At 61.3% G+C, this 22,969-nt stretch carries 19 protein-coding genes and 2 tRNA genes; 4 read left to right on the top strand and 17 right to left on the bottom strand.

Going from position 1 to position 22,969, the window contains the following annotated elements:
• Window positions 1–116 precede the first annotated feature (116 nt).
• The 3 genes from acs (at window position 117) to L1P09_RS21625 (ending at window position 5,978) form a co-directional block, all read left to right on the top strand.
• Window positions 117–2,051: an acetate--CoA ligase gene (gene acs, locus L1P09_RS21615; protein ID WP_182367176.1), complete on the top strand. Its 1,935-nt coding sequence runs from the start codon at window positions 117–119 to the stop codon at window positions 2,049–2,051.
• A gap of 42 nt (window positions 2,052–2,093) precedes the next feature.
• The gene (locus L1P09_RS21620) at window positions 2,094–2,963 is read left to right on the top strand and encodes an oxygenase MpaB family protein (RefSeq protein WP_192440993.1); all 870 of its coding nucleotides are present in this window, start codon (window positions 2,094–2,096) and stop codon (window positions 2,961–2,963) included.
• Window positions 2,964–3,041: 78 nt separating this feature from the next.
• Window positions 3,042–5,978: a DUF748 domain-containing protein gene (locus tag L1P09_RS21625; protein ID WP_192440994.1), complete on the top strand. Its 2,937-nt coding sequence runs from the start codon at window positions 3,042–3,044 to the stop codon at window positions 5,976–5,978.
• A gap of 154 nt (window positions 5,979–6,132) precedes the next feature.
• Here the strand turns inward: L1P09_RS21625 and L1P09_RS21630 are convergent, their stop codons facing one another.
• Window positions 6,133–6,546: a VOC family protein gene (locus L1P09_RS21630; protein ID WP_029886580.1), complete on the bottom strand. Its 414-nt coding sequence runs from the start codon at window positions 6,544–6,546 to the stop codon at window positions 6,133–6,135.
• A 58-nt stretch (window positions 6,547–6,604) separates the two neighbouring features.
• Between L1P09_RS21630 and L1P09_RS21635 the strand changes: the two genes are divergently transcribed.
• Complete coding sequence (locus tag L1P09_RS21635) at window positions 6,605–6,907, top strand: putative quinol monooxygenase (protein ID WP_192440995.1); 303 nt, start codon at window positions 6,605–6,607, stop codon at window positions 6,905–6,907.
• A 69-nt stretch (window positions 6,908–6,976) separates the two neighbouring features.
• Here L1P09_RS21635 and L1P09_RS21640 read toward each other — a convergent pair whose 3' ends face one another.
• The 16 genes from L1P09_RS21640 to rlmE all read right to left on the bottom strand — a co-directional run bounded on the left by L1P09_RS21640 (window position 6,977) and on the right by rlmE (window position 22,945).
• Window positions 6,977–7,327 (bottom strand): BON domain-containing protein, encoded by a 351-nt coding sequence (locus L1P09_RS21640; RefSeq protein WP_009685355.1) that lies wholly within the window; start codon window positions 7,325–7,327, stop codon window positions 6,977–6,979.
• A gap of 264 nt (window positions 7,328–7,591) precedes the next feature.
• Window positions 7,592–9,697, bottom strand: a complete 2,106-nt coding sequence (gene pnp / locus L1P09_RS21645; protein ID WP_009685354.1) for a polyribonucleotide nucleotidyltransferase — start codon at window positions 9,695–9,697, stop codon at window positions 7,592–7,594.
• A gap of 250 nt (window positions 9,698–9,947) precedes the next feature.
• Window positions 9,948–10,217: a 30S ribosomal protein S15 gene (gene rpsO / locus L1P09_RS21650; protein WP_009685353.1), complete on the bottom strand. Its 270-nt coding sequence runs from the start codon at window positions 10,215–10,217 to the stop codon at window positions 9,948–9,950.
• 147 nt (window positions 10,218–10,364) lie between these two features.
• On the bottom strand, window positions 10,365–11,282 hold the full coding sequence (gene truB / locus L1P09_RS21655) for a tRNA pseudouridine(55) synthase TruB (protein ID WP_009685352.1): 918 nt from the start codon (window positions 11,280–11,282) through the stop codon (window positions 10,365–10,367).
• A gap of 3 nt (window positions 11,283–11,285) precedes the next feature.
• Window positions 11,286–11,684, bottom strand: coding sequence for a 30S ribosome-binding factor RbfA (gene rbfA / locus L1P09_RS21660; RefSeq protein WP_009685351.1), 399 nt, complete (start codon window positions 11,682–11,684; stop codon window positions 11,286–11,288).
• Between the two features lie 116 nt (window positions 11,685–11,800).
• On the bottom strand, window positions 11,801–14,329 hold the full coding sequence (gene infB / locus L1P09_RS21665) for a translation initiation factor IF-2 (protein ID WP_232892401.1): 2,529 nt from the start codon (window positions 14,327–14,329) through the stop codon (window positions 11,801–11,803).
• Window positions 14,330–14,356: 27 nt separating this feature from the next.
• Window positions 14,357–15,838 carry a transcription termination factor NusA gene (gene nusA, locus L1P09_RS21670; protein ID WP_009685349.1) on the bottom strand — a complete coding sequence of 494 codons (1,482 nt, stop codon included), beginning with the start codon at window positions 15,836–15,838 and terminating at the stop codon, window positions 14,357–14,359.
• Between the two features lie 59 nt (window positions 15,839–15,897).
• Window positions 15,898–16,356 (bottom strand): ribosome maturation factor RimP, encoded by a 459-nt coding sequence (gene rimP / locus L1P09_RS21675; RefSeq protein ID WP_009685348.1) that lies wholly within the window; start codon window positions 16,354–16,356, stop codon window positions 15,898–15,900.
• A gap of 129 nt (window positions 16,357–16,485) precedes the next feature.
• Window positions 16,486–16,562 (bottom strand) — tRNA-Met (locus L1P09_RS21680).
• Between the two features lie 100 nt (window positions 16,563–16,662).
• A tRNA-Leu gene (locus L1P09_RS21685) sits at window positions 16,663–16,748 on the bottom strand.
• Window positions 16,749–16,769: 21 nt separating this feature from the next.
• Window positions 16,770–17,168 carry a preprotein translocase subunit SecG gene (gene secG / locus L1P09_RS21690; protein WP_029885740.1) on the bottom strand — a complete coding sequence of 133 codons (399 nt, stop codon included), beginning with the start codon at window positions 17,166–17,168 and terminating at the stop codon, window positions 16,770–16,772.
• A gap of 4 nt (window positions 17,169–17,172) precedes the next feature.
• A complete protein-coding gene (gene tpiA, locus L1P09_RS21695) occupies window positions 17,173–17,928 on the bottom strand; it encodes a triose-phosphate isomerase (protein WP_054904423.1) in 756 nt (251 codons plus the stop codon).
• Window positions 17,929–17,993: 65 nt separating this feature from the next.
• Complete coding sequence (gene glmM / locus L1P09_RS21700; RefSeq protein WP_009685345.1) at window positions 17,994–19,334, bottom strand: phosphoglucosamine mutase; 1,341 nt, start codon at window positions 19,332–19,334, stop codon at window positions 17,994–17,996.
• Between the two features lie 16 nt (window positions 19,335–19,350).
• Window positions 19,351–20,202, bottom strand: coding sequence for a dihydropteroate synthase (gene folP / locus L1P09_RS21705; RefSeq protein ID WP_192440996.1), 852 nt, complete (start codon window positions 20,200–20,202; stop codon window positions 19,351–19,353).
• Window positions 20,203–20,210: 8 nt separating this feature from the next.
• The gene (ftsH, locus tag L1P09_RS21710; protein ID WP_009685343.1) at window positions 20,211–22,115 is read right to left on the bottom strand and encodes an ATP-dependent zinc metalloprotease FtsH; all 1,905 of its coding nucleotides are present in this window, start codon (window positions 22,113–22,115) and stop codon (window positions 20,211–20,213) included.
• A gap of 203 nt (window positions 22,116–22,318) precedes the next feature.
• The gene (gene rlmE / locus L1P09_RS21715; RefSeq protein ID WP_009685342.1) at window positions 22,319–22,945 is read right to left on the bottom strand and encodes a 23S rRNA (uridine(2552)-2'-O)-methyltransferase RlmE; all 627 of its coding nucleotides are present in this window, start codon (window positions 22,943–22,945) and stop codon (window positions 22,319–22,321) included.
• Window positions 22,946–22,969: the final 24 nt, after the last annotated feature.

The raw sequence follows: 22,969 nt of genomic DNA on the forward strand, positions 1-22,969 counted from the left end.
TCTTCGCGGGCATGCCCGCGAAGCGGCCGGCACAATTTGAACACCTCTCCCAGCTACACTGTCCTATCGAATAGCCGTTGCAGTCCCTCGCCCATTACAAGAGCAGGACCACCGCCATGTTCGATATCCGCAACTATCCCCAGGCCCTGGCCGTCAGCCAGTCCGCCGCCCTCACACCCGACGACTACCAGCGCCTTTACCGCCAGTCGGTAGAAGACCCCGACGCCTTCTGGGCCGAGCAAGCCAAGCGCCTGGACTGGATCAAGCCGTGGTCAAGCGTGCAGCAGTGCGACCTGCGCTCCGGCGAGGCCCGCTGGTTCGACGGCGCACAGCTCAACGTCAGTTACAACTGCATCGACCGCCACCTGGCCCAGCGCGCTGAGCAGACGGCCTTGCTGTGGGAAGGCGACGACCCTAAAGATGCCAAAGCCATCAGCTACCGCGAACTGCACCGCGAAGTCTGCCGCCTGGCCAACGCCCTGAAGGCGCGCGGGGTGAAGAAAGGCGACCGCGTGTGCATCTACATGCCGATGATCCCCGAAGCAGCGTTCGCCATGCTGGCCTGCACCCGCATCGGCGCTATCCATTCGGTGGTGTTCGGTGGTTTCTCGCCGGACGCCCTGCGTGATCGTCTTCTCGATGCCGACTGCCGTACGGTGATTACCGCCGATGAAGGCGTGCGCGGCGGCAAGCGTATCCCGTTGAAGCAGAACGTCGACAAAGCCCTGGCCAGTTGCCCGGCCGTCAGCAGCGTCTTCGTGGTACGCCGTAGCGCAGGCGCGGTGGACTGGGCCGAGGGCCGCGACCTCTGGTATCACGAGGCAACCGAACACGCCGGCGACGACTGCGCCCCCGAGCCCATGGCAGCCGAAGACCCGCTGTTCATCCTCTACACCTCTGGCAGCACCGGCAAACCCAAGGGCGTGCTGCACACCACCGCCGGCTACCTGTTGCAGGCAACCCTGACCTTCAAGGTGGTGTTCGATTACCGCGACGGCGAAGTGTTCTGGTGCACCGCGGATGTGGGCTGGGTGACCGGGCACAGCTATATCGTCTACGGCCCATTGGCCAACGGCGCCATCTCGCTGATGTTCGAAGGGGTACCGAACTACCCAGACACCTCGCGCTTCTGGCAGGTGGTGGACAAGCACCAGGTCAATATTTTCTACACCGCGCCGACCGCGCTGCGGGCACTGATGCGCGAGGGCTCTGGGCCACTGCAGGGCACCTCGCGCAAAAGCCTGCGCCTGCTGGGCAGTGTCGGCGAGCCGATCAACCCGGAAGCCTGGGAGTGGTACTTCGAAGCGGTCGGGCAAAAGCGCTGCCCCATCGTCGACACCTGGTGGCAGACCGAAACCGGCGGCATCATGTTGACCCCCCTGCCCGGCTCGACCACGTTCAAGCCGGGCTGTGCCACCCAGCCCATGTTCGGCGTACAGCCCGCCCTGCTGGATGAAAAGGGCGAGGTGATAGACGGGCCGGGGGCCGGCCTGCTGGTGATCAAGGCCAGCTGGCCCGGGCAGATCCGCAGTGTCTATGGCGACCACCAGCGCATGGTCGACACGTATTTCAAACCCATGCCCGGTTACTACTTCACCGGCGATGGCGCCCGCCGCGACGCCGACGGCGACTACTGGATCACCGGGCGTATTGACGATGTGATCAATGTGTCAGGGCACCGTATCGGCACGGCCGAAGTGGAAAGCGCACTGGTGTTGCATGATCGCGTCGCCGAAGCCGCCGTGGTCGGCTACCCGCATGACCTCAAGGGCCAGGGCGTGTACGCCTTCGTCACGGCCATGAATGGCGTTACACCGGACGAAGCGCTCAAGGCCGAGCTACTCGCCATGGTCAGCAAGGAAATCGGCAGTTTCGCCAAGCCCGAGCTGATCCAGTGGGCCCCGGCACTGCCCAAGACCCGCTCCGGCAAGATCATGCGGCGTATACTGCGCAAGATCGCCTGCAACGAACTGGACAACCTGGGCGATACTTCGACGCTGGCCGACCCCGCCGTGGTGCAGGACCTGATCGATAAACGCCTCAACCAGTAACCGGCGGCCGCTGCTGATGGCCGCCCTGTATCGCAGGTCGCCATGGAAGCCCTACGCCGCCGTATCGAAATCCAGGTCATGAGCCTTACCGGGCTGGCCCTCGGCCAGCTCGACCTGGAGTCCCCCAAGGGTGACCCAGGGCTGTTCGGCCCGCACAGTGTCAGTTGGCAGGTGCATGGCGATTTTCCGAGCATGCTGGTCGGCGGCATCAGCGCACTGATGCTGCAGCTGTTGCATCCGCTGGCCCTTGCCGGCGTCTGGGACCACTCCAACTTCCGCGAGGACTTGCTCGGCCGCCTGCGGCGCACCAGCCAGTTCATCTCCGGTACAACCTTCGGCGCGACGGGTGATGCCGAGTGGCTGATCGAGAAAGTGCGCACCATCCACCTGCAAGTGACCGGCACTGCACCGGATGGCCGGCCCTACGCGGCCAGCGACCCAGCCTTGCTGACCTGGGTGCATGTGGCAGAGGTCAGCAGCTTTCTGGCCGCCCACTTGCGCTACCGTAACCCGCACATGCCGCGCAGCGAGCAAGATGCCTACTACAACGAAATCGCCTTGATCGCCGAGCGCCTTGGCGCCCGTGACGTACCACGCTCGTGCCAGCAGGTGGACGCCTACCTGCAAGCCATGCGCCCGCAACTGCACTGTGATGCGCGCAGCCGGGAGGTCATGCGGATTCTGCTCGACGCCCCTGCCCCCAGCCGCCTGGCTCAACCGGTGGGCAAACTGATGCTGCACGCCGGCATCGACCTGCTGCCTGGCTGGGGCCAGAGCCTGCTTGGCCTGCAGCACCGGCCCTGGCAGCAGCGCCTGATCCGCCTGGGCCTCAAACCCACGGCAGCGCTGCTGCGCTGGGCAATGCGCGACGGCTCCGCGCACCGCGCCAGGCGGCGCATGGGCATCGAGTGAGGGCAACAGGTCGCGCCTGCGGAACTGATTTAACGTGCCATACTCCAAGCACTCCTGCTCAGACCGACGAAGCGACACATGTACAAAGGATTGACTCGCGCCGCTGGCGCCATCGTGGCCCTGGTAGCCCTCTACAGCCTGCTTGGGTTCCTGATTCTTCCCGGCGTGGCACTGCGTATCGCCAATCAGCAATTGACCAAGTACGCTACCGTGCCCGCGCACCTTGAACGCATCGAACTCAACCCCTTCAGCCTTGAGCTGACTCTGTGGGGCCTGCAGCTTGGCGAGCCTGGCAAGGAGCAGGTCGGTTTCGACCGGTTGTACGCCAACCTGTCGCTCGACAGCCTGTGGAGCAAGGCCCTGCACCTGGAAGCGGTCGAGCTCGACAAGCCCCGCAACCGGGTCCTGTTCGCCAAAGACGGCACACTCAACCTGACGACGTTGTTCAAGCTGCCGCCGAGCGAAGCCAAGCCCGACGAGCCACCCAGCGACCCCTTCCCGTTGCGTATCGGCAGCATCAAGCTCAAGCAAGGCTTGCTGCACTTCCAGGACATGCGCCCGAGCGAACCCATCGAGTTCCTCTACGACAACATGAACCTGGAGCTGAAGAACCTCAGCACCTTGCCTGACGACAACGCCGACATGACCTTGGTGGCCAACGGCCCCAACGGCGGGCGCATCGACTGGAACGGCACCCTCAGCCTGTCGCCGATCGCCTCGCAAGGCACGCTGAAAGTCACCGACGCCAAGATGAAGCTGTTCTGGCCCTACGTGCGCGATGCCGTGCCCCTGGTGCTGCAGGACGGGCTGGTCAGCCTTCAGACCCAGTACAAGCTCAATCTCGCCAAGCAGACCGAGCTGCTGCTGGACAACGCCACGCTGCGGGTGGCCCCGTTCGCCATCAACGCGCCAGACGGCCGCCCGTTGGCGCGCCTGGCCAACCTGGAGGTGAGCGAGACGACCGTCGACCTGGTCAAGCAACAGGTCAGTGTGGGCAAGCTGCGCAGCGACAAGCTGGAAACCTGGGCAGCACTGGAAAAGGACGGCCAGCTCGACTGGCAGAAGCTGTTCGCCAGCCAACCGGCCAAAGCCACGCCGAAAGAAAAGGCCGAACCGGCTGCCGCCGGCCCTGCGCTTGAGCCGCAATCGGCCAAAGAACCGGCCAAGCCTTGGCAGGTATTGCTCAAGGACGTGCAACTGCGCAACTACCTGGTGCACCTGGCAGATCGCAGCCAGAAAGAACCGGTAGCGCTCGATGTCGGCCCGCTGAACGTCGACCTGCAAGGCTTCGACAGCCTCAACCAGTCCCCCTTCACCCTCAAGCTCGATACCGGCGTAGGCAAGCAAGGCAAGCTGCAGGCCGCCGGCCAGGTGAACCTGGCGCCCATCCAGGCCAAGCTCGACGTCAGCACCCGCGACATCGACCTGCGCGTGGCCCAGGCCTACGTCAGCCCGTTCATCCTGCTGGAACTGCGCAGCGGCATGCTCGACAGTGACCTCAAGGTCGACCTGAAGAACACCGCGCCACTGGCCTTCACGGTCACCGGCAAGGCCCAGGTCAGCCAACTGCATACGTTGGACACCATCAAGAGCCGGGACTTCGTGAAATGGCAACAGGTCAACGTAGACGGCTTGTCGTATGTGCACGGTGATGCCCTGTCGATCGACAAGGTGACCCTGCAGGAGCCCTACGCGCGCTTCATCATCAACGAAGACCGCACGACCAACGTCAATGACCTGTTGATCCCGCAACCGGCCGGCGCCAAGCCAAGCAGCCCGGCCACAACGGCCCCCGCCAGCAGCAGCAAGCCGCTGGGCATTCATATTGGCCAGGTCGACATCAAGAACGGCTCGGCCAACTTTGCCGACCTGTCCCTTACCCCCAACTTCGCCACCGCCGTGCAGCAACTCAACGGGCAGATCGGCACCATCGACAACCGCAAGCCGGTGCCAGCCAAGGTTGATGTGAAAGGCAAGGTCGACCGCTACGCGCCGGTTACCATCAAGGGCGCCCTCAACCCGTTCAACCCGCTGGCCAGCCTGGACATCGCCACCAGCTTCAAGCGCGTCGAGCTGACCACCTTGACGCCCTACTCCGGCAAATTCGCCGGTTACCGCATTCGCAAAGGCCGGCTCAACCTCGACTTGCACTACCTGATCACCAATGGCCAGCTCAAAGCCGAGAACAAGGTGGTGGTGGAGCAACTGCAGTTAGGTGAGAAAGTCGACAGCCCGGATGCGGTCGACCTGCCGATCCGCCTGGCGGTGGCGTTGTTGAAGGACACTCAAGGCAAGATCTCGATCGAGCTGCCCGTGTCGGGCGACCTCAACAACCCGCAGTTCAGCGTGATGCCGATCGTCTGGCAAACCCTGCGCAACCTGGTGCTGCGGGCAGCCCAGGCGCCCTTCAAGTTCATCGGTGGGCTGATCACTGGCGGCGGTTCGCAAGACCTGGGTAACGTCGCCTTCGCCCCCGGTTCCAGTACTCTCAGTGGCGATGCCCAGGCGGCGCTGGACAAGCTTGCTTCCGCGCTTAAAGAACGCCCGGAATTGCGCCTGGAAATCGAGGGCACCAGCGCCCAGGCCAGCGATGGCCCACTGATTGCCCAGCAACGCCTGGAACGTGAGTATCAGGCCACCTGGTACAAGATATTGCAGCGCCGCGGCGACAAGGTGCCTGCCAATGCCTCGATGCTGGTGGTCGACGACAGCGACAAACCCGCGATGCTCGAAGGCATCTACCGTACACGCCTGAAGCAACAACCGCCGGCCGAATGGGAGCAACTAAGCCGTGACGAACGCACCGCCAAGTTGCGCGATGCGGTGATCAAGTCGTGGGCGGAGAGTACTGCATTGTTGCGCACGCTGGGTCAGGAGCGGGCCAGCAGCATCAAGGATTACCTGGTCGACAAAGGCAAGCTGGAAGATGACCGGGTGTACTTCATCGACACCAGCCTGGGCCAGCCCGAGAAAGACGGCCGGGTGGTCACCCCGATGCATCTGGATGCTGAGTAATTAGCAAGCCTGACGCGCACCTGTGGGAGCGGCCTTTTGTCGCGAAAGGGCCGCAAAGCGGCCCCAGCAATTGATAAATCGCTGCTGAAACCCTGGGGCCGCTGCGCGGCCCTTTCGCGACACAAGGCCGCTCCCACAGAGACGGGCGCAGGCTTCAGACCAACCGCTGCCCCGACACCGCCGGGTGATACAGCGGCTGCACCTTGTTCCCCGCCGGGTCCAGCAGGTGGAAGCTGCGCGCGCCATCACCATGGTTGAAAGGCCGGTCGAGCAAGGTCACCCCTCGGGCCTTGAAGTACGCATACCAGGCCTCCAGTTCCTCGACGCTGTCCACGATGAACCCGTAATGATCCAAGGTCTGCAACCCGTTGGCAGCCCCTGCCCCGCGCCCCAGCGACATGTTGTCATTACCGCAGGTCAGGTACACCAAGTCTTCATTGGCGCGGCTCAGTACTTCCATACCCAGCACATCGACGTAAAAGCGTTCGCACTCCTCAAGGTTGGGTACCAGCAAGGCAATATGGCGCAGGCCATTCAGGCGGCCAGGGCGGGCAGGCAATTCAGACATGGCTAGGCTCCTTTTTGTATACAATTCATTATTGAATTTAAAACAAAAGGAGCGCTTTGTGTATAGCCTGTTCATCAAGACCCGCGTGAAGCCCGGGTGTGCCGATGCTTTCCTTAGCGCGATCAAAGTCAATGCCGCTGCTTCGGTGGCCAGCGAGGCGGGTTGCCTGGTGTTCGATGTGTCGCAGGACAGGGTCGATCCGGATGTGATCTACCTGTATGAGATCTACCGCGATGATGCGGCGTATGAGGCGCATACCCAGACCGCCCATTTTCGAGATAGCCGGCCCCTGGTCGAGCCGCTGATCATTGAGCAGGAATGCTTCGAGAGTGATGTGGTAGCGCGTAATCCGGCTTATTAAATAAAAGGGGCCGCGAAGCGGCCCCTACAGCATTTGGTGGCCAAATCCGTTTGGCCGTCGGGACATTCCTTATTCGGCTTTCAGGCCGTCAGCCGAAACGGCCTGTACGCCTTTGATCTTCTTGGCAATGCTGACTGCCATTTCTTTCTGGGACTCAGTCACTTTCATGTCAGACGACAGCGAAACCACGCCTTTGTTGGTTTCTACCTTGATGTCGCTGCCCGGTACGCCTTTCTCGGTCATCAGGTCAGCTTTGACCTTGGTGGTGATCCAGGTATCGGAGGTAGCTTCCTTGGCTTTGGTCACCTCACCGGCCGCCAGCATCATCGGGGCCTGGGTGGTCTGTTGGGCAAAAGCCGCATTAGCCATGGTCAGGGTCAGAGCGGTAGCAGTAGCGGCAGCAATGGCGAACTTCTTCATGTGGGTCACTCCTGTTTTTCGAAAGGTCTGCGCCGTGTGTCCTGGCGTCAGGTATGAAGGTAGTTGCATGCGCTGTGCCAGGTTTTGATTTTCTATTAAAACCTTATAAATCAGTACGTTAGCGATTAGACCAAACGGCAGTAGTCATGCATTTTGCAATCTGCACCTGCAACCTGCATGCAAGATGCAAGTCCGCAAAAGGTTCCCGCCCCGGTCAAAAAAAAAGAGCCCCGAAGGGCTCTTCCATTGCTGCGTAGCGGTCGCTTAAACGCCCGAGGCCTTGGCCGCGGCTACGTCCTTGATCGACAGCTTGATACGGCCGCGGTTGTCCACGTCCAGCACCAGTACTTCAACTTCCTGGCCTTCTTTCAGGATATCGGTGACTTTCTCGACGCGCGCATCGCTCAGCATGGAGATGTGCACCAGGCCGTCTTTGCCAGGCAGGATATTGACGAAGGCGCCGAAGTCGACGATACGCTCGACCTTACCGACGTAGATCTTGCCGATCTCGGCCTCGGCGGTGATGCCCAGGATGCGCTGCTTGGCAGCATCTGCCGCTTCCTTGGTTTCGCCGAAAATCTTGATCGAGCCGTCGTCTTCGATGTCGATCGAAGCCTTGGTCTCTTCGCAGATGGCGCGAATGGTGGCGCCGCCTTTACCGATCACGTCACGGATCTTGTCGGTGTCGATCTTCATCGAGATCATGGTAGGCGCGTTGGCCGACAGCTCGGTACGCGACTGGCCAATGACCTGGTTCATCTGGCCGAGGATGTTCAGGCGCGCTTCCAGGGCTTGGCCCAGGGCGATTTCCATGATCTCTTCGGTGATGCCGTTGATCTTGATGTCCATCTGCAGCGCGGTGACGCCTTTGGCGGTACCGGCTACCTTGAAGTCCATGTCGCCCAGGTGGTCTTCGTCACCGAGGATGTCGGTCAGGACCGCGAACTTGTCGCCTTCCTTCACCAGGCCCATGGCGATACCGGCCACTGGCGCCTTCATCGGCACACCGGCGTCCATCAGCGCCAGCGAAGCACCGCAAACCGAAGCCATGGAGCTGGAACCGTTGGATTCGGTGATTTCCGATACCACGCGGATGGTGTACGGGAACACGTCGGCGGCAGGCAGCATGGCCTGGACCGAACGACGGGCCAGACGGCCGTGGCCGATTTCACGACGGCCAGCGCCGCCCATGCGGCCACACTCACCTACCGAGAACGGTGGGAAGTTGTAGTGCAGCATGAAGGGGTCTTTCTTCTCGCCTTCGAGGGTGTCCAGCAGCTGGGCGTCACGGGCAGTACCCAAGGTCGCAACCACCAGGGCCTGGGTTTCACCGCGGGTGAACAGCGCCGAACCGTGGGTTTTCGGCAGCACGCCCACTTCGATGTTCAGCGGGCGAACGGTCTTGGTGTCGCGGCCGTCGATACGTGGCTTGCCGTTGACGATGTTTTCGCGAACGGTGCGGTATTCGATTTCGCCGAAGATGTCTTTTACTTCAGCAGCCGAAGGCTGGCCTTCTTCACCGGAGAACTTGGCAACCGCCTGGTCACGCAGCTCGCCCAGGCGCGCATAGCGGTCGGCCTTGACGGTGATGGTGTAGCCTTGCGAAACCGCTTCGCCGAACTCGGCACGGATGGCGTTGAACAGCTCGGTGTTGGCCACCGCAGGTTTCCAGTCCCAGGTTGGCTTGCCCGCTTCGGCAGCCAGCTCTTTCACGGCCTGGATCACGGCCTGGAACTCGTCATGGGCGAACAGTACCGCGCCCAGCATCTGGTCTTCGGTCAGCTCCTGGGCTTCGGATTCAACCATCAGCACGGCGTCGGAAGTACCGGCAACGACCATGTCCAGGCTGGAGGCAGCCAGTTGCTCGTAAGTCGGGTTCAGCAGGTAGCCGGTGCTTTCGTGGAAGGCCACGCGCGCGGCGCCGATCGGGCCTTCGAACGGAATACCGGAAATGGCCAGGGCAGCCGAGGTACCGATCATCGCAGCGATGTCCGGGTCAGTCTTCTTGCTGGTGGAAACCACGGTGCAGACGACCTGCACTTCGTTCATGAAGCCTTCCGGGAACAGCGGGCGGATCGGACGGTCGATCAGGCGCGAGGTCAGCGTCTCTTTCTCGGAAGGACGGCCTTCACGCTTGAAGAAGCCACCTGGGATCTTGCCGGCGGCGTAGGTCTTTTCCTGGTAGTGAACCGACAGCGGGAAGAAGCCCTTGCCTGGATCAGCCTGTTTGGCGCCTACCACAGTCACCAGCACGGTGACGTCGTTATCGACAGTAACCAGCACGGCGCCGGTTGCCTGACGGGCAATACGGCCCGTTTCGAGAGTGACGGTCGATTGACCGAACTGGAAAGTCTTGATTACCGGGTTCACGGTTTCCTACCTTTTTCAGTGGCTCTTGGGGGAACTGGTTTCTTGCGAATTCTTGGGCAGAACGGGGAATCGGCCCCATTGACCGTCCAGATACAACACGAGGCTGGGAGCCTGGCCGCTGCGCGGTAAACCGCTCAGCTGAACCAGGCTGCCAACCTCGGAGATACGCGTGGCGTGCCCGACGACCCTGCTGCGAAACAGCAAAGCCGAAGCCTGCGACACGCCATGCACACCACTGACCAGGCCGCTATTAGCGACGCAGGCCCAGGCGACCGATCAGGGCGCTGTAACGAGTGGTGTCTTTGCCCTTCAGGTAGTCCAGCAGCTTACGACGCTGGTTAACCATACGGATCAGACCACGACGGGAGTGGTGGTCTTTATCGTTGGCCTTGAAGTGGCCTTGCAGCTTGTTGATGTTGTGGGTCAGCAGAGCAACCTGCACTTCCGGGCTACCGGTATCGCCGGCGGCTTGCTGATATTCGGCAACGATCTTAGCTTTTTCTTCAACGCTGAGGGCCATTTGGCTTCTCCTGATAACGGATCCCGCACGCGGGGTCCAATAGGCCAGGGACAAATCCCTGTATTAATAAAAAAGGTGTGACCGTGCCTACTGACAGCCACCCTTGCTGCCGTGGGGTTCGGCAATTGCCTGGCCCCGCGGTTTCGGTCATTCCGACCGAATAAGCCGACGTGGCGCGATGCGCCCGTCTTCGCTCACTTCACCGATACCGATGAAGCGCGCATTATGATCCTGTACCCGGACCATGCCAAATTGTGGCGCGTCCGGCGCGCGTACCGCCTGCCCATGCAGCCAGTAGAACGCACTGTGTTCGGACAGGCTGACCATTGGCCAGTCCTGCAGGCCGCTGTCCGAGGGCATCAGGAAGCGGTCCAGCGCTTCGTTGCCGCCTTCGGCGTGAGCCTGTTCGAGCGCTTCGAGGGTCACCGTCTGTGCCAGCGCGAAGGGCCCGGCCTGGGTCCTGCGCAGCTCGGCAACATAGGCGCCGCAGCCCAGGGCCTCGCCAATATCCTCCACCAGGGTGCGGATATAGGTGCCTTTGCTGCAACCTACGCTCAACCGTGCACGGGTGCCTTCGCACTCGAGCAACTCCAAGCGGCCAATAGTAACAGAACGCGCCTCGCGCTCCACTACCTCTCCTGCACGTGCCAGCTTGTACAGCGGCTGGCCATCACGCTTGAGTGCCGAGTACATCGGCGGTATCTGGCTGATGGGGCCGCGAAAACGCGGAAGCACCGCCTCGATATCGGCGCGACCAACGGTCACCTCGCGGGTCTGCAGAACCTCACCTTCGGCGTCGCCGGTGTTGGTAGTCTGCCCCAGCTGCATGACCGTTTCGTAGCCCTTGTCGGAGTCGAGCAGGTACTGCGAAAACTTGGTCGCCTCGCCAAAGCACAACGGCAGCACGCCGGTTGCCAGCGGGTCGAGGCTACCGGTGTGGCCGGCCTTTTCCGCATTCAGCAGCCAGCGTACTTTCTGCAGGGCGGCATTGGAGGTGAAGCCCAGCGGCTTGTCCAGCAGGATGATGCCGCTGACGTTGCGGCGGATACGTTTGACCTGGGCCACCGCTTACTCCTTGGTGTCCGGCTCGTCGGCTTCCTTGTGCATGCGGTCTTCGGCCACTGCACGCTCGATCAGCGCCGACAGGTGCACACCGCGGCTGACACTTTCATCGAAGTGGAAGTGCAGTTGCGGCACGCTGCGCAGCTGCATCGAACGCCCCAGGTGCAGGCGCAGGAAGCTGGCGGCGCTGTTGAGTGCCTTGAGCGACTGCTGCACCGCGTCCGGAGTTTCTTCGCCCATGACGGTGATGAACACCTTGGCATGGCCCAGGTCGCGGCTCACGTCCACGGCGGTGATGGTCACCAGGCCGACACGCGGGTCTTTGACTTCGCGACGGATCAGCTCGGCCAGCTCGCGCTGCATCTGATCGCCAATACGTTGGGTACGGCTATATTCTTTGGCCATTCTTGCTACCTGTAACTTAAAGCGGCAAACGCCCGGGCAGACCTGAGCCTGACCGGGCGCTACCTGAAGAGGTACCGCAAGCCGCCCTGCAAGGGGCGCTTGCGGCTCGCTCGCCCTTAAAGGGTACGAGCCACCTGGACTTTCTCGAAGACTTCGATCTTGTCGCCGACCTTGACGTCGTTGTAGCTCTTGACGCCAATACCGCACTCCATGCCCGAACGCACTTCGGAGGCGTCGTCCTTGAAGCGACGCAGCGATTCCAGCTCGCCTTCGAAGATCACAACGTCGTCGCGCAGTACGCGGATCGGACGGTTGCGGTACACGGTACCCTCGATGACCATACAGCCAGCGATGGCGCCGAACTTCGGCGAACGGAACACGTCACGCACTTCGGCAACACCCAGGATGTTCTCGCGAACATCGCTGCCCAGCATGCCGGTCAGGGCCTTCTTGACGTCTTCGATGATGTCGTAGATCACGTTGTAGTAACGCATATCCAGACCTTCCTGCTCGACGATCTTGCGCGCACCGGCATCGGCACGCACGTTGAAGCCGAACAGTACAGCGTTCGAAGCCAGCGCCAGGTTGGCATCGCTCTCGGTGATACCACCGACGCCACCACCAATCACGCGCACTTGCACTTCGTCGTTGCCCAGGCCGCCAAGCGAACCCTGCAGCGCCTCGAGAGAACCACGCACATCGGTCTTGAGCACGATGTTGAGGGTTTTCTTCTCTTCCTGACCCATGGTCTCGAAGATGTTCTCCAGCTTGCCGGCGTGAGCGCGGGCCAGCTTGACCTCGCGGTACTTGCCTTGACGGAACATGGCAACTTCGCGGGCTTTCTTCTCGTCGGCAACCACGGACAGCTCGTCACCGGCTTCCGGGGTACCGTCCAGGCCAAGGATCTCGACCGGGATCGACGGGCCGGCTTCTTTCACAGGCTTGCCGTTCTCGTCGAGCATGGCACGCACGCGGCCATAGTTGGAACCGCACAGCACCATGTCGCCCTGACGCAGCGTACCGTCCTGAACCAGAATGGTCGCGACCGGGCCGCGGCCCTTGTCCAGGCGCGATTCGACGACCACGCCACGACCAGGTGCAGTCGGGGTAGCAGTCAGCTCGAGGATCTCGGCCTGCAGCAGCACGGCTTCGAGCAGCTCGTCGACACCGGTACCCATCTTCGCCGATACCTTGACGAATGGCGTGTCACCACCCCAATCCTCGGAGGTAACGCCTTCGACGGCCAGTTCGTTGCGGATACGATCGAGGTCAGCACCCGGCTTGTCGATCTTGTTCACTGCAACCACCAGCGGAACGCCAGCTGCCTTGGCATGCTGAACCGCTTCGCGGGTTTGCGGCATTACGCCGTCGTCCGCCGCCACCACCAGGATGACGATGTCGGTCGCCTTGGCACCACGGGCACGCATCTGGGTGAACGCAGCGTGGCCCGGGGTATCGAGGAAGGTGACCATGCCGCGGTCGGTTTCCACGTGGTAGGCACCGATGTGCTGGGTAATGCCACCGGCTTCGCCAGCAGCAACCTTGGCACGACGGATGTAGTCGAGCAGCGAGGTCTTGCCATGGTCAACGTGCCCCATGACGGTAACCACCGGCGCGCGGGACTCGGCCTGGCCTTCGAACTTCAGCGATTCGGCCAGGGAATCTTCGAGCGCGGTGTCGCTGATCAGCGTGACCTTGTGGCCCAGCTCTTCAGCGATCAGCTGGGCAGTTTCCTGGTCGAGCACCTGGTTGATGGTGACCGGGGTACCCATCTTGAACATGAACTTGACCACTTCAGCGGCCTTGACCGACATCTGCTGGGCCAGTTCGGAGACGGTGATGGTCTCGCCGATGGTCACGTCACGGATGACTGGACCGGTCGGGTTCTGGAAGCCGTGCTGGTTACGCTTCTTCAGCTTGCTCTTGCCACCACGACCACGACGGGCGCCGTCGCTCTCTTCATCGGTGGTACGCGGAGCGGCACGTGGCGTTGGAGCCTTTTCCTTCTCCTTGACCTTGACCTTGATCGACACACGAGGGGCTTCGCCACGACGACGGTCGTCATCACGGGTACGGCTCTCGTTGCGACGGGTCTCGTCCTTCTTGCGCTCGGCAGCACGGGCTGCAGCGTCTTCGGAGGCTGGCGCGTCGGCGACGACCGGCGCCGGGGCAGCGGCAGGCGCCGGCTCTGGCTTGGCGACAGGCGCCGGGGCTGCTGCTGCGGTATCGGCAGCCTGACGGCGTGCCTGTTCTTCGTTGCGCTGGCGAACTTCGGCCTCGACCTTGTCGCGCGCGGCGTTTTCGGCCGCACGGCGCTCTTCCAGCTCACGCTTCTGCTCAGCCTGGATTTCTTCCGGGCTGCGCTGCACGAAAACTTTCTTCTTGCGTACTTCTACGCTGATGCTCTTGCTACCGGCGACACGCAGGGTGCTGGTGGTTTTGCGCTGCAAGGTAATCTTGCGCGGCTCTTCCGCCTTGCTCTTGTGGCTGCTCTTCAAATGAGTCAGCAGGGTCTGCTTCTCATTGTCGGTCACTACCTGACCGGCGTCGGTGTGCGGCAGACCTGCCTCACGCATCTGCTGCAGCAGGCGCTCTACCGGTGCCTCGACCTCTTGGGCCAGTTCTTTCACCGTGACTTGCGTCATGCACTTCTCTCCTCAGGCCGCGCCTAATTACTCGAACCAGTGGGCTCGGGCGGCCATGATCAACTTGCCGGCACGCTCTTCGTCGATGCCGTCGATGTCGAGCAGATCGTCGATCGACTGCTCGGCCAGGTCTTCGCGGTTAACCACGCCGCGCACCGCCAGTTCAGCCGCCAGGTCCTTGTCCATGCCCTCAAGGGAGAGCAGGTCTTCGGCCGGGTGGGCGTCTGCCAGTTTTTCTTCGGTAGCGATGGCCTTGGTCAACAAACGGTCCTTGGCTCGAGCGCGGAGCTCATTGACGATATCTTCGTCAAAGCCATCGATGTTGAGCATTTCTTCCAACGGTACGTAGGCAATTTCTTCGAGGCTGGTGAAGCCTTCGTCGACCAGCACTTGGGCCAGCTCCTCGTCGACTTCCAGTTCATCGATGAAATTGCGCAGGATGTCACCGGTTTCGGCCTGTTGCTTGGCCTGGATGTCCTTCTCGGTCATCACGTTCAAGGTCCAGCCGGTCAACTGACTGGCAAGACGAACGTTCTGACCGCCACGGCCAATGGCCTGGGCCAGGTTGTCCTCGGCGACGGCGATGTCCATGGCATGGGCATCTTCATCAACGATGATCGCCGCGACTTCAGCCGGCGACATGGCGTTGATGACGAACTGCGCCGGGTTATCGTCCCACAGGACGATATCCACACGCTCACCACCCAGCTCCCCGGATACAGCCTGGACGCGCGAACCACGCATGCCGATGCAGGCACCTTGCGGGTCGATACGCTTGTCCTTGGAGCGGACGGCGATCTTGGCTCGCGAACCCGGGTCACGGGAAGCAGCCATGACTTCGATCAGGCCCTCGGCAATTTCCGGCACTTCAATGCGGAAAAGCTCGATCAGCATCTGCGGCGCGGTGCGCGACAGGATCAGCTGAGGGCCACGGTTTTCAGTGCGAATTTCCTTCAGCAGCGCACGCAGGCGCACGCCAACACGGAAGGTTTCGCGGGGAATGATGTCTTCGCGGGCCAACAGGGCCTCGGCGTTGTTGCCCAGGTCAACGATGACGTTGTCGCGGGTAACCTTTTTAACGGTACCGGAGATGATTTCGCCAACGCGTTCGCGGTAGGCATCGACCACCTGGGCACGCTCGGCCTCGCGGACCTTCTGCACGATGACCTGCTTGGCGGTCTGGGCGGCGATGCGACCAAATTCGATGGACTCGATCTTCTCTTCGATCACGTCACCTACCTTGGCTTCAGGGTGGGTGTCCTTGATCTTGTCCAGCCAGGTCTCGATCGCCGGATCGTCCAGATCGGCTTCATCGACCACGGTCCAGCGACGGAAGGTCTCGTAGCTACCGGTGTGGCGGTTGATTTCCACACGCAGATCGACTTCGTCTTCAAAACGTTTTTTGGTTGCAGTGGCCAGGGCCACCTCCAGCGCTTCGAAAATGACGCCGGGCGGTACACCTTTTTCGTTGGATACCGATTCAACAACCAGCAGTACTTCTTTGCTCATCGTACGCCTCGCCTTGCGCAAGCCATTGGGCCCGGATAGTCCGCCGGGCCCGGCACGTCTCAGTCAAAACTGGGAATAATATTGGCCTTGTCGATCGAATCGATCGGCAGAAGGAATTCCTGGTTGTCCACCTGGACCACCACGTCCTGCTCCTCCACACCGCGGAGAAGGCCCTGGAAGTTACGACGACCCTCGAAGGGTGAGCGCAGCTTGATCTTCACTTGTTCGCCGGCATGCGAGGCAAACTGTTCCAGAGTGAACAGTGGGCGATCCATGCCTGGGGAAGACACCTCGAGGGTGTATTCACTGCTGATTGGATCTTCCACATCGAGGATTGCGCTGGCCTGACGGCTGACTGCTTCGCAATCGTCCACCAGAATACCGCCTTCCTTGTCGATGTAGATGCGCAATACCGAATGCTTACCCTGGGAAACGAACTCGATCCCCCAGCATTGATAGCCCAGACCCTCGACAACCGGGGCCAACAAGGCCTGCAACTGTTCTAGCTTGCTCGACACCTGAACCCCCTCGTGCATGCTGTGCAAATAAAAAATGGGCAAAGCGCCCATCCCTGAAAGCGCCGTTGGACAACGACGCCGAAACTGTTCGGTTAGCAAAAAGCCCCTGAAAAGGGGCTCCGCTGAAGCTGGTTGCGGGGGCTGGATTTGAACCAACGACCTTCGGGTTATGAGCCCGACGAGCTACCAAGCTGCTCCACCCCGCGACAAAGCTGGGGCGAAAGTATAAGACCGAACCCTGCTGAGGGTCAAATCCAAACCTTCACCTGCAAGAAAGCCCGCTAAAGCGGGCTCTCAAGCTTCAATTGGTACCGAGAAGGGGACTCGAACCCCTACACCCTATGGGCACAACCACCTCAAGGTTGCGTGTCTACCAATTCCACCACCTCGGCAATACTACTACTTGAAACCCGTTACTTCTGCTCTTCTGCCGGAGGAGGTACATCACCCGTATTAGGAGTGGCTTCGCTCTTCTGCTGCTGGAGCACCGGTACATCATCATTGACTGCCGGTTTTTGCGGCTCTTTCACTTCTAGCACTGCTGGATCTGGAAGACCTGCTTGGCTAAGCTGGTGAGCTTGTTGCTTCGCGAAGTATCCTAACCCAAGTGCTGTCAAAAAGAAAGTGGCAGCGAGTATAGCAGTTAATTTACTTAGGAACGTTGCAGAGCCTTGGCTTCCGAACACGGTATTAGAAGCACCCGCGCCGAAAGATGCACCTGCTTCAGCACCTTTACCCTGTTGCAACAGTACCAGCACTACTAGCGAAAGCGCTGCCAACAGATGAAAAACAACGATGACTGTTTCCAGCATTTGTTCAGTTTCCTGCGGCGCGACAAATTGCACCGAATTCGTCTGCGTTCAGGGACGCTCCACCAATGAGCCCCCCATCGATATCCGGCATGCCGAACAGTTCGGCCGCATTGGCCGCCTTCACGCTGCCGCCGTAGAGCAACTGCACCTTCGCAGCCACTTCAGCATCTTCTGCCGCCAGCTGGCCGCGGATGGCGGCGTGCACATCCTGGGCCTGCTGTGGCGTGGCCGTAAGGCCAGTGCCGATGGCCCATACAGGCTCATAGGCAATTACTGCATTGGCAAAAGCCTTAACACCGAATGCTTCGATGATACTGCTTAGTTGACGCCCGACAACTTCGAGCGTTTTGCCTGCCTCGCGCTCTTCCAGGGTTTCCCCTATGCAAAGCACTGGCTTCAAACCTTTGGCCTGGGCCGCTGCAAACTTGCGATTCAGCACTTCTTCGGTTTCGCCAATGATCTGGCGACGCTCGGAATGGCCAATCAACACCAACTTGCAACCTGCTTCAACCAGCTGCTCGGGAGCAACTTCCCCGGTCAGCGCACCCTGTTCGGGTTGTACAGCAGAATTCTGTGCACCGACAGTAATTTCTTTACCCGCCAGGCCATCGATCACTTGATTGATGAACAAGGCCGGTGGAAATACTGCGACTTCCACTCCGCTCGGCAAGGCGAGATTGCTCAAGCCTTCGGTCAGCTCAGCGACGCTAGCGCGGGTACCGTGCATCTTCCAGTTACCAGCTACCATAGGGCGACGCATGCTTTACCTCGTCGGTCAAAGTGGGCGCAGATCTTACCCAACCAGATCTGCGCTGGCAAGCGCCTTCAGACACAAACTTCGCCAACCAGTTTGGCCAGGGCTTCGGCATGGCCACGCACCTGCGCTTCGTCCTCGCCTTCAACCATTACCCGCACCAGCGGCTCGGTACCGGACTTGCGCAACAGCACACGCCCGCGCCCCGCCAGCGCCTCGGTGACCTTGGCGCTGGCTTCCTGCACGGCCGGGTGCTGCAGCGGGTCGACCTTGCTGCCGCCAAAGCGCACATTGATCAGCACCTGCGGGCATTTGCGCAGGGCCTGGCGGGCCTGGGCCAGGCCCTCGCCGCGGCGCTTGAGCGCCATCAGCACCTGCAACGCGGCAATGATCGCATCACCGGTAGTGGTGTAGTTGCAGCACACCACGTGGCCCGAGTTTTCGCCGCCCACCAGCCACTCACGCTCAAGCAGCTCGGCCATCACATAACGGTCACCGACCTTGGCCCGCACGAAGGGGATATCCAGGTCCTTGAGCGCCAGCTCCAGGCCCAGGTTGCTCATCAGCGTACCCACTACCCCGCCCTGGAGCTTGCCCCGCTCCTGCAGGTCGCGGGCAATGATGAACAGCAACTCGTCGCCATCGACGATCGCGCCGGTGTGGTCAACCATCAGTACGCGGTCACCGTCACCGTCGAAGGCAATGCCGAGATCGGCATGCCCGACCAGCACCGCAGCCTGCAGCGATTCGATATGGGTCGAGCCGCAGTTTTCGTTGATGTTCAACCCGTCGGGCTGGGCATGCAGAACAGTGACATCGGCACCCAGCTCGCGGAACACGCTTGGCGCAACCTTGTAGGTGGCACCATGAGCGCAATCGACCACCAGCTTGAGGCCTGCGAAACTGGTGCTGCTCGGTACGCTGCTCTTGCAGAACTCGATATAGCGGCCAGCAGCATCGTTGATACGCGACACCTTGCCCAGCTTGCTCGACTCGACCACGGTCATCGGCTGATCGAGCAGTTCCTCGATCATCAGTTCGACGTCGTCCGGCAGTTTGGTGCCCTGGCCCGAGAAGAACTTGATGCCGTTGTCGTCATGCGGGTTGTGCGAGGCACTGATGACGATACCGGCTTCGGCGTGGAAGGTACGTGTAAGGTAGGCGATGGCCGGTGTCGGCATCGGCCCCAGCAGCATCACGTCGGCGCCTGCCGCCGACAGGCCGGCTTCGAGGGCAGACTCGAACATGTAGCCGGAGATACGCGTGTCCTTGCCCACCAGCACCCGGCAGTGGCCGAGCTTGCGGAAGGCCATGCCGGCCGCCCACCCCAGCTTCAGCATGAAGTCCGGGGTGATCGGGTATTCGCCGACGCGGCCACGAATGCCGTCGGTACCAAAGTATTTTCTGCTCATAGGGACTCCAATGTTCTTATTCGGCGCCTTGTACCGCAGCGATCATGCGCACCACATCGACCGTTTCGGCCACGTCGTGGACACGCAGGATGCTCGCGCCCTTGGTCATGGCCAGGGCCGCCAGTGCCAGGCTGCCGTACAGGCGCTCGTCGACCGGACGTTCCAGCGTCAGGCCGATCATGCTCTTTCGCGAGACCCCCACCAGCAGTGGGCGCCCAAGACGATGGAGCGTTTCCATGTGCTTGAACAGGCTCAGGTTGTGCGCCAGCGTTTTGGCGAAACCAAAGCCCGGGTCAAGGATGATGCGTTTTTCATCAATACCGGCCGATGCGCAGGCCGCCATGCGCTGCTGCAGATACCGGGCAACATCGGCAGTCACGTTCTCGTAGTGCGGGTCGTCCTGCATGTTGCCCGGCTCGCCACGCATGTGCATCAGGCACACCGGCAGGCCGGTGGCGGCAGCGGCATCCAGGGCGCCGTCGCGCTCCAGGCCACGCACGTCGTTGATCAACCCGGCGCCAAGGCGCGCAGACTCACGCATGACGGCCGGGGTTGAGGTATCGACGGAGATGACCACGTCCAGGCGACTGTTGATGGCCTCGACCATCGGCGCCACACGCTCGAGCTCCTCGGTGACCGAAACGGCGCGCGCCCCAGGCCGGGTGGACTCACCACCGATGTCGATCAGCGTGGCACCGGCAGCAACCATGGCTTCGGCATGGCGCAAGGCCTCGTCGCGCTGGTTGAAGCGCCCGCCATCGGAGAAGGAATCGGGGGTGATATTGAGAATACCCATGACATGGGTACGTGATAAATCAAGAACCCGGTTGCCGCAAGGCAACCGGGTCGGGTACTGCACTGAGCTCATAGATGCCCTTAGTGTTGAGCTGCCGGGCCGCCAATCGGCGATTCCGGACGATCGTTCTGGGCAGCTGGCGTGCCCGAATCCGTATCATCGTCCCAGTCACGCGGCTCGCGCGGCGTACGCCCAGCCATGATGTCGTCGATCTGATCGGCATCAATGGTCTCATACTTCATCAGCGCTTCGGTCATTGCTTCGAGCTTGTCGCGGTTCTCGACCAGCAACTGCTTGGCCGTGGCGTAGCACTGGTCGATGATGCTGCGCACCTCGGAGTCGATCAGCTTGGCGGTTTCGCCGGAAACGCTGGCGTGCTGGCTGGCAGCGCTGCGGCCCAGGAACACCTCGCCGTCTTCTTCGGCATACATCAACGGACCGAGTTTTTCGGACAGGCCCCACTTGGTCACCATGTTTCGTGCGATCTGGCTGGCACGCATGATGTCGTTGGAAGCGCCGGTGGTGACCCCGTCGAAGCCCAGGGTCATTTCTTCGGCAATACGACCGCCGTACAGCGAGCAGATCTGGCTGATCAAGGCACGCTTGGACAGGCTGTAACGGTCCTCTTCCGGCAGGAACATGGTCACACCCAGGGCCCGACCACGCGGGATGATCGAAACCTTGTAGACCGGGTCGTGCTCAGGCACCAGGCGGCCGACGATGGCGTGGCCCGCCTCGTGGTAGGCAGTGTTACGTTTTTCTTTCTCGGACATGACCATGGTCTTGCGCTCGGCGCCCATCATGATCTTGTCCTTGGCCAGCTCGAACTCCTTCATCTCCACCAGGCGCTTGTTGGAGCGGGCGGCAAACAGGGAAGCTTCGTTGACCAGGTTGGCAAGGTCGGCACCGGAGAAGCCCGGCGTACCCCGCGCGATAACGGCCGGGTTTACGTTCTCGCTGACCGGCACCTTGCGCATGTGCACCTTCAGGATCTGCTCGCGGCCGCGGATGTCCGGCAGGCCGACCACCACCTGGCGGTCGAAACGGCCGGGGCGCAGCAGCGCCGGGTCGAGTACATCCGGGCGGTTGGTGGCGGCGATGACGATGATGCCATCGTTCATCTCGAAGCCGTCCATTTCCACCAGCAGCTGGTTCAAAGTTTGCTCACGCTCGTCGTGACCACCGCCCATGCCGGCACCACGGTGGCGACCCACGGCGTCGATCTCGTCGATGAAGATGATGCACGGTGCATGCTTCTTGGCCTGTTCGAACATGTCGCGCACACGGCTGGCACCGACACCGACGAACATTTCAACGAAGTCCGAACCGGAAATGGTGAAGAACGGGACTTTTGCCTCACCGGCAATGGCCTTGGCCAGCAGGGTTTTACCGGTACCAGGCGGGCCTACCATCAGCACGCCACGCGGAATACGGCCGCCCAGGCGCTGGAACTTGCCCGGGTCACGCAGGAATTCGACCAGCTCGCCAACTTCTTCCTTGGCCTCGTCGCAACCGGCGACGTCGGCCAGGGTCGTCTTGACCTGGTCTTCGGACAGCAGGCGCGCCTTGCTCTTGCCAAAGCTCATGGGCCCGCCTTTACCGCCGGCACCGCCCTGCATCTGGCGCATGAAGAACATGAACACGGCGATGATCACCAGGATCGGGAAGCTTGCTACCAACAGCTGCGTCCAGATGCTCTGCTGCTCAGGCTGCTTGCCTTCGACCACCACGTGGTTGTCGACGAGGTCGCCGATCAGGCCGTTATCGGTGATGGCCGGGCGCACGGTCTTGAAGCTGTCGCCATCGGAGCGCTTGCCGGTAATGATGTAGCCGTCGACGGTCACACGCTCGACCTTGCCATCCTTGACCTGCTGGATGAAGTCGGAGTAGTTGAGGGTCTGCGGCTCGTTAGGGCTGGAGAAGTTGTTCATCACTGTCACCAGGACAGCTGCGATGATCAACCACAGGATCAGATTCTTTGCCATGTCGTTCAATTCGCTACCCTCTGAGGCCGGCGCACGACGCAGCCGTGCCTCGCATGATATTCATCGCCCTAACTTACTACATTACCTACGCAGCCGCAGGCACCGTCTGTAACCCTTTGTGAAAGCTAGACTACACGAAGTTCGGACGATCCTGACGCCGCGGCCGATTGGAAATAACTATCGGCCGCCGCGCTTCACGCCTTTCAAGCGCCTTTGAAACCTTTGCCCAACAGGTACTGTTCACGCGAGCGGTCCCGCGATGAAGAAGGCTTGCGCATCTGCACCTTGTCGAACTTGGTGCGCACGTCCTTCAGGTACATGTCGAAGCCTTCGCCCTGGAAAATCTTGATCAGGAAATCCCCGCCGGGCTTGAGCACGCGGGTTGCCAGGTCCAGGGCCAGCTCGCAGAGGAACATGGCACGTGGCATGTCCACTTCGGGCGTACCACTCATATTGGGGGCCATGTCGGAAATCACAAGGTCCACGTGCGAATCACCGACCGCGTCGAGGATTTGCTGGAGCACGGCGTCTTCGGTGAAATCGCCCTGGATGAAGGTAACGTCGGGGATCGAGTCCATTTCCAGGATATCCGAAGCGATGAGCCGGCCCTGGCCGCCAATCAGACGACTGGTCACCTGCGACCACCCGCCCGGGGCCGCACCCAGGTCGATTACGCTCATGCCGGGGCGGATCAGGCGGTCCTTTTCCTGGATCTCCAGCAGTTTGTAGCTCGCACGCGAGCGGTAGCCGTCCTTCTGTGCCTGTTTCACAAAAGGATCGTTGAAATGCTCTCGCAGCCAGTTTGCGCTGCTTTTGGAACGTTGTACCACGGGGCACCTCGATGATATGCGTCG

The organism is Pseudomonas juntendi (assembly GCF_021560075.1).
In the GTDB taxonomy this organism is placed as follows: Bacteria; Pseudomonadota; Gammaproteobacteria; order Pseudomonadales; family Pseudomonadaceae; genus Aquipseudomonas; species Aquipseudomonas juntendi.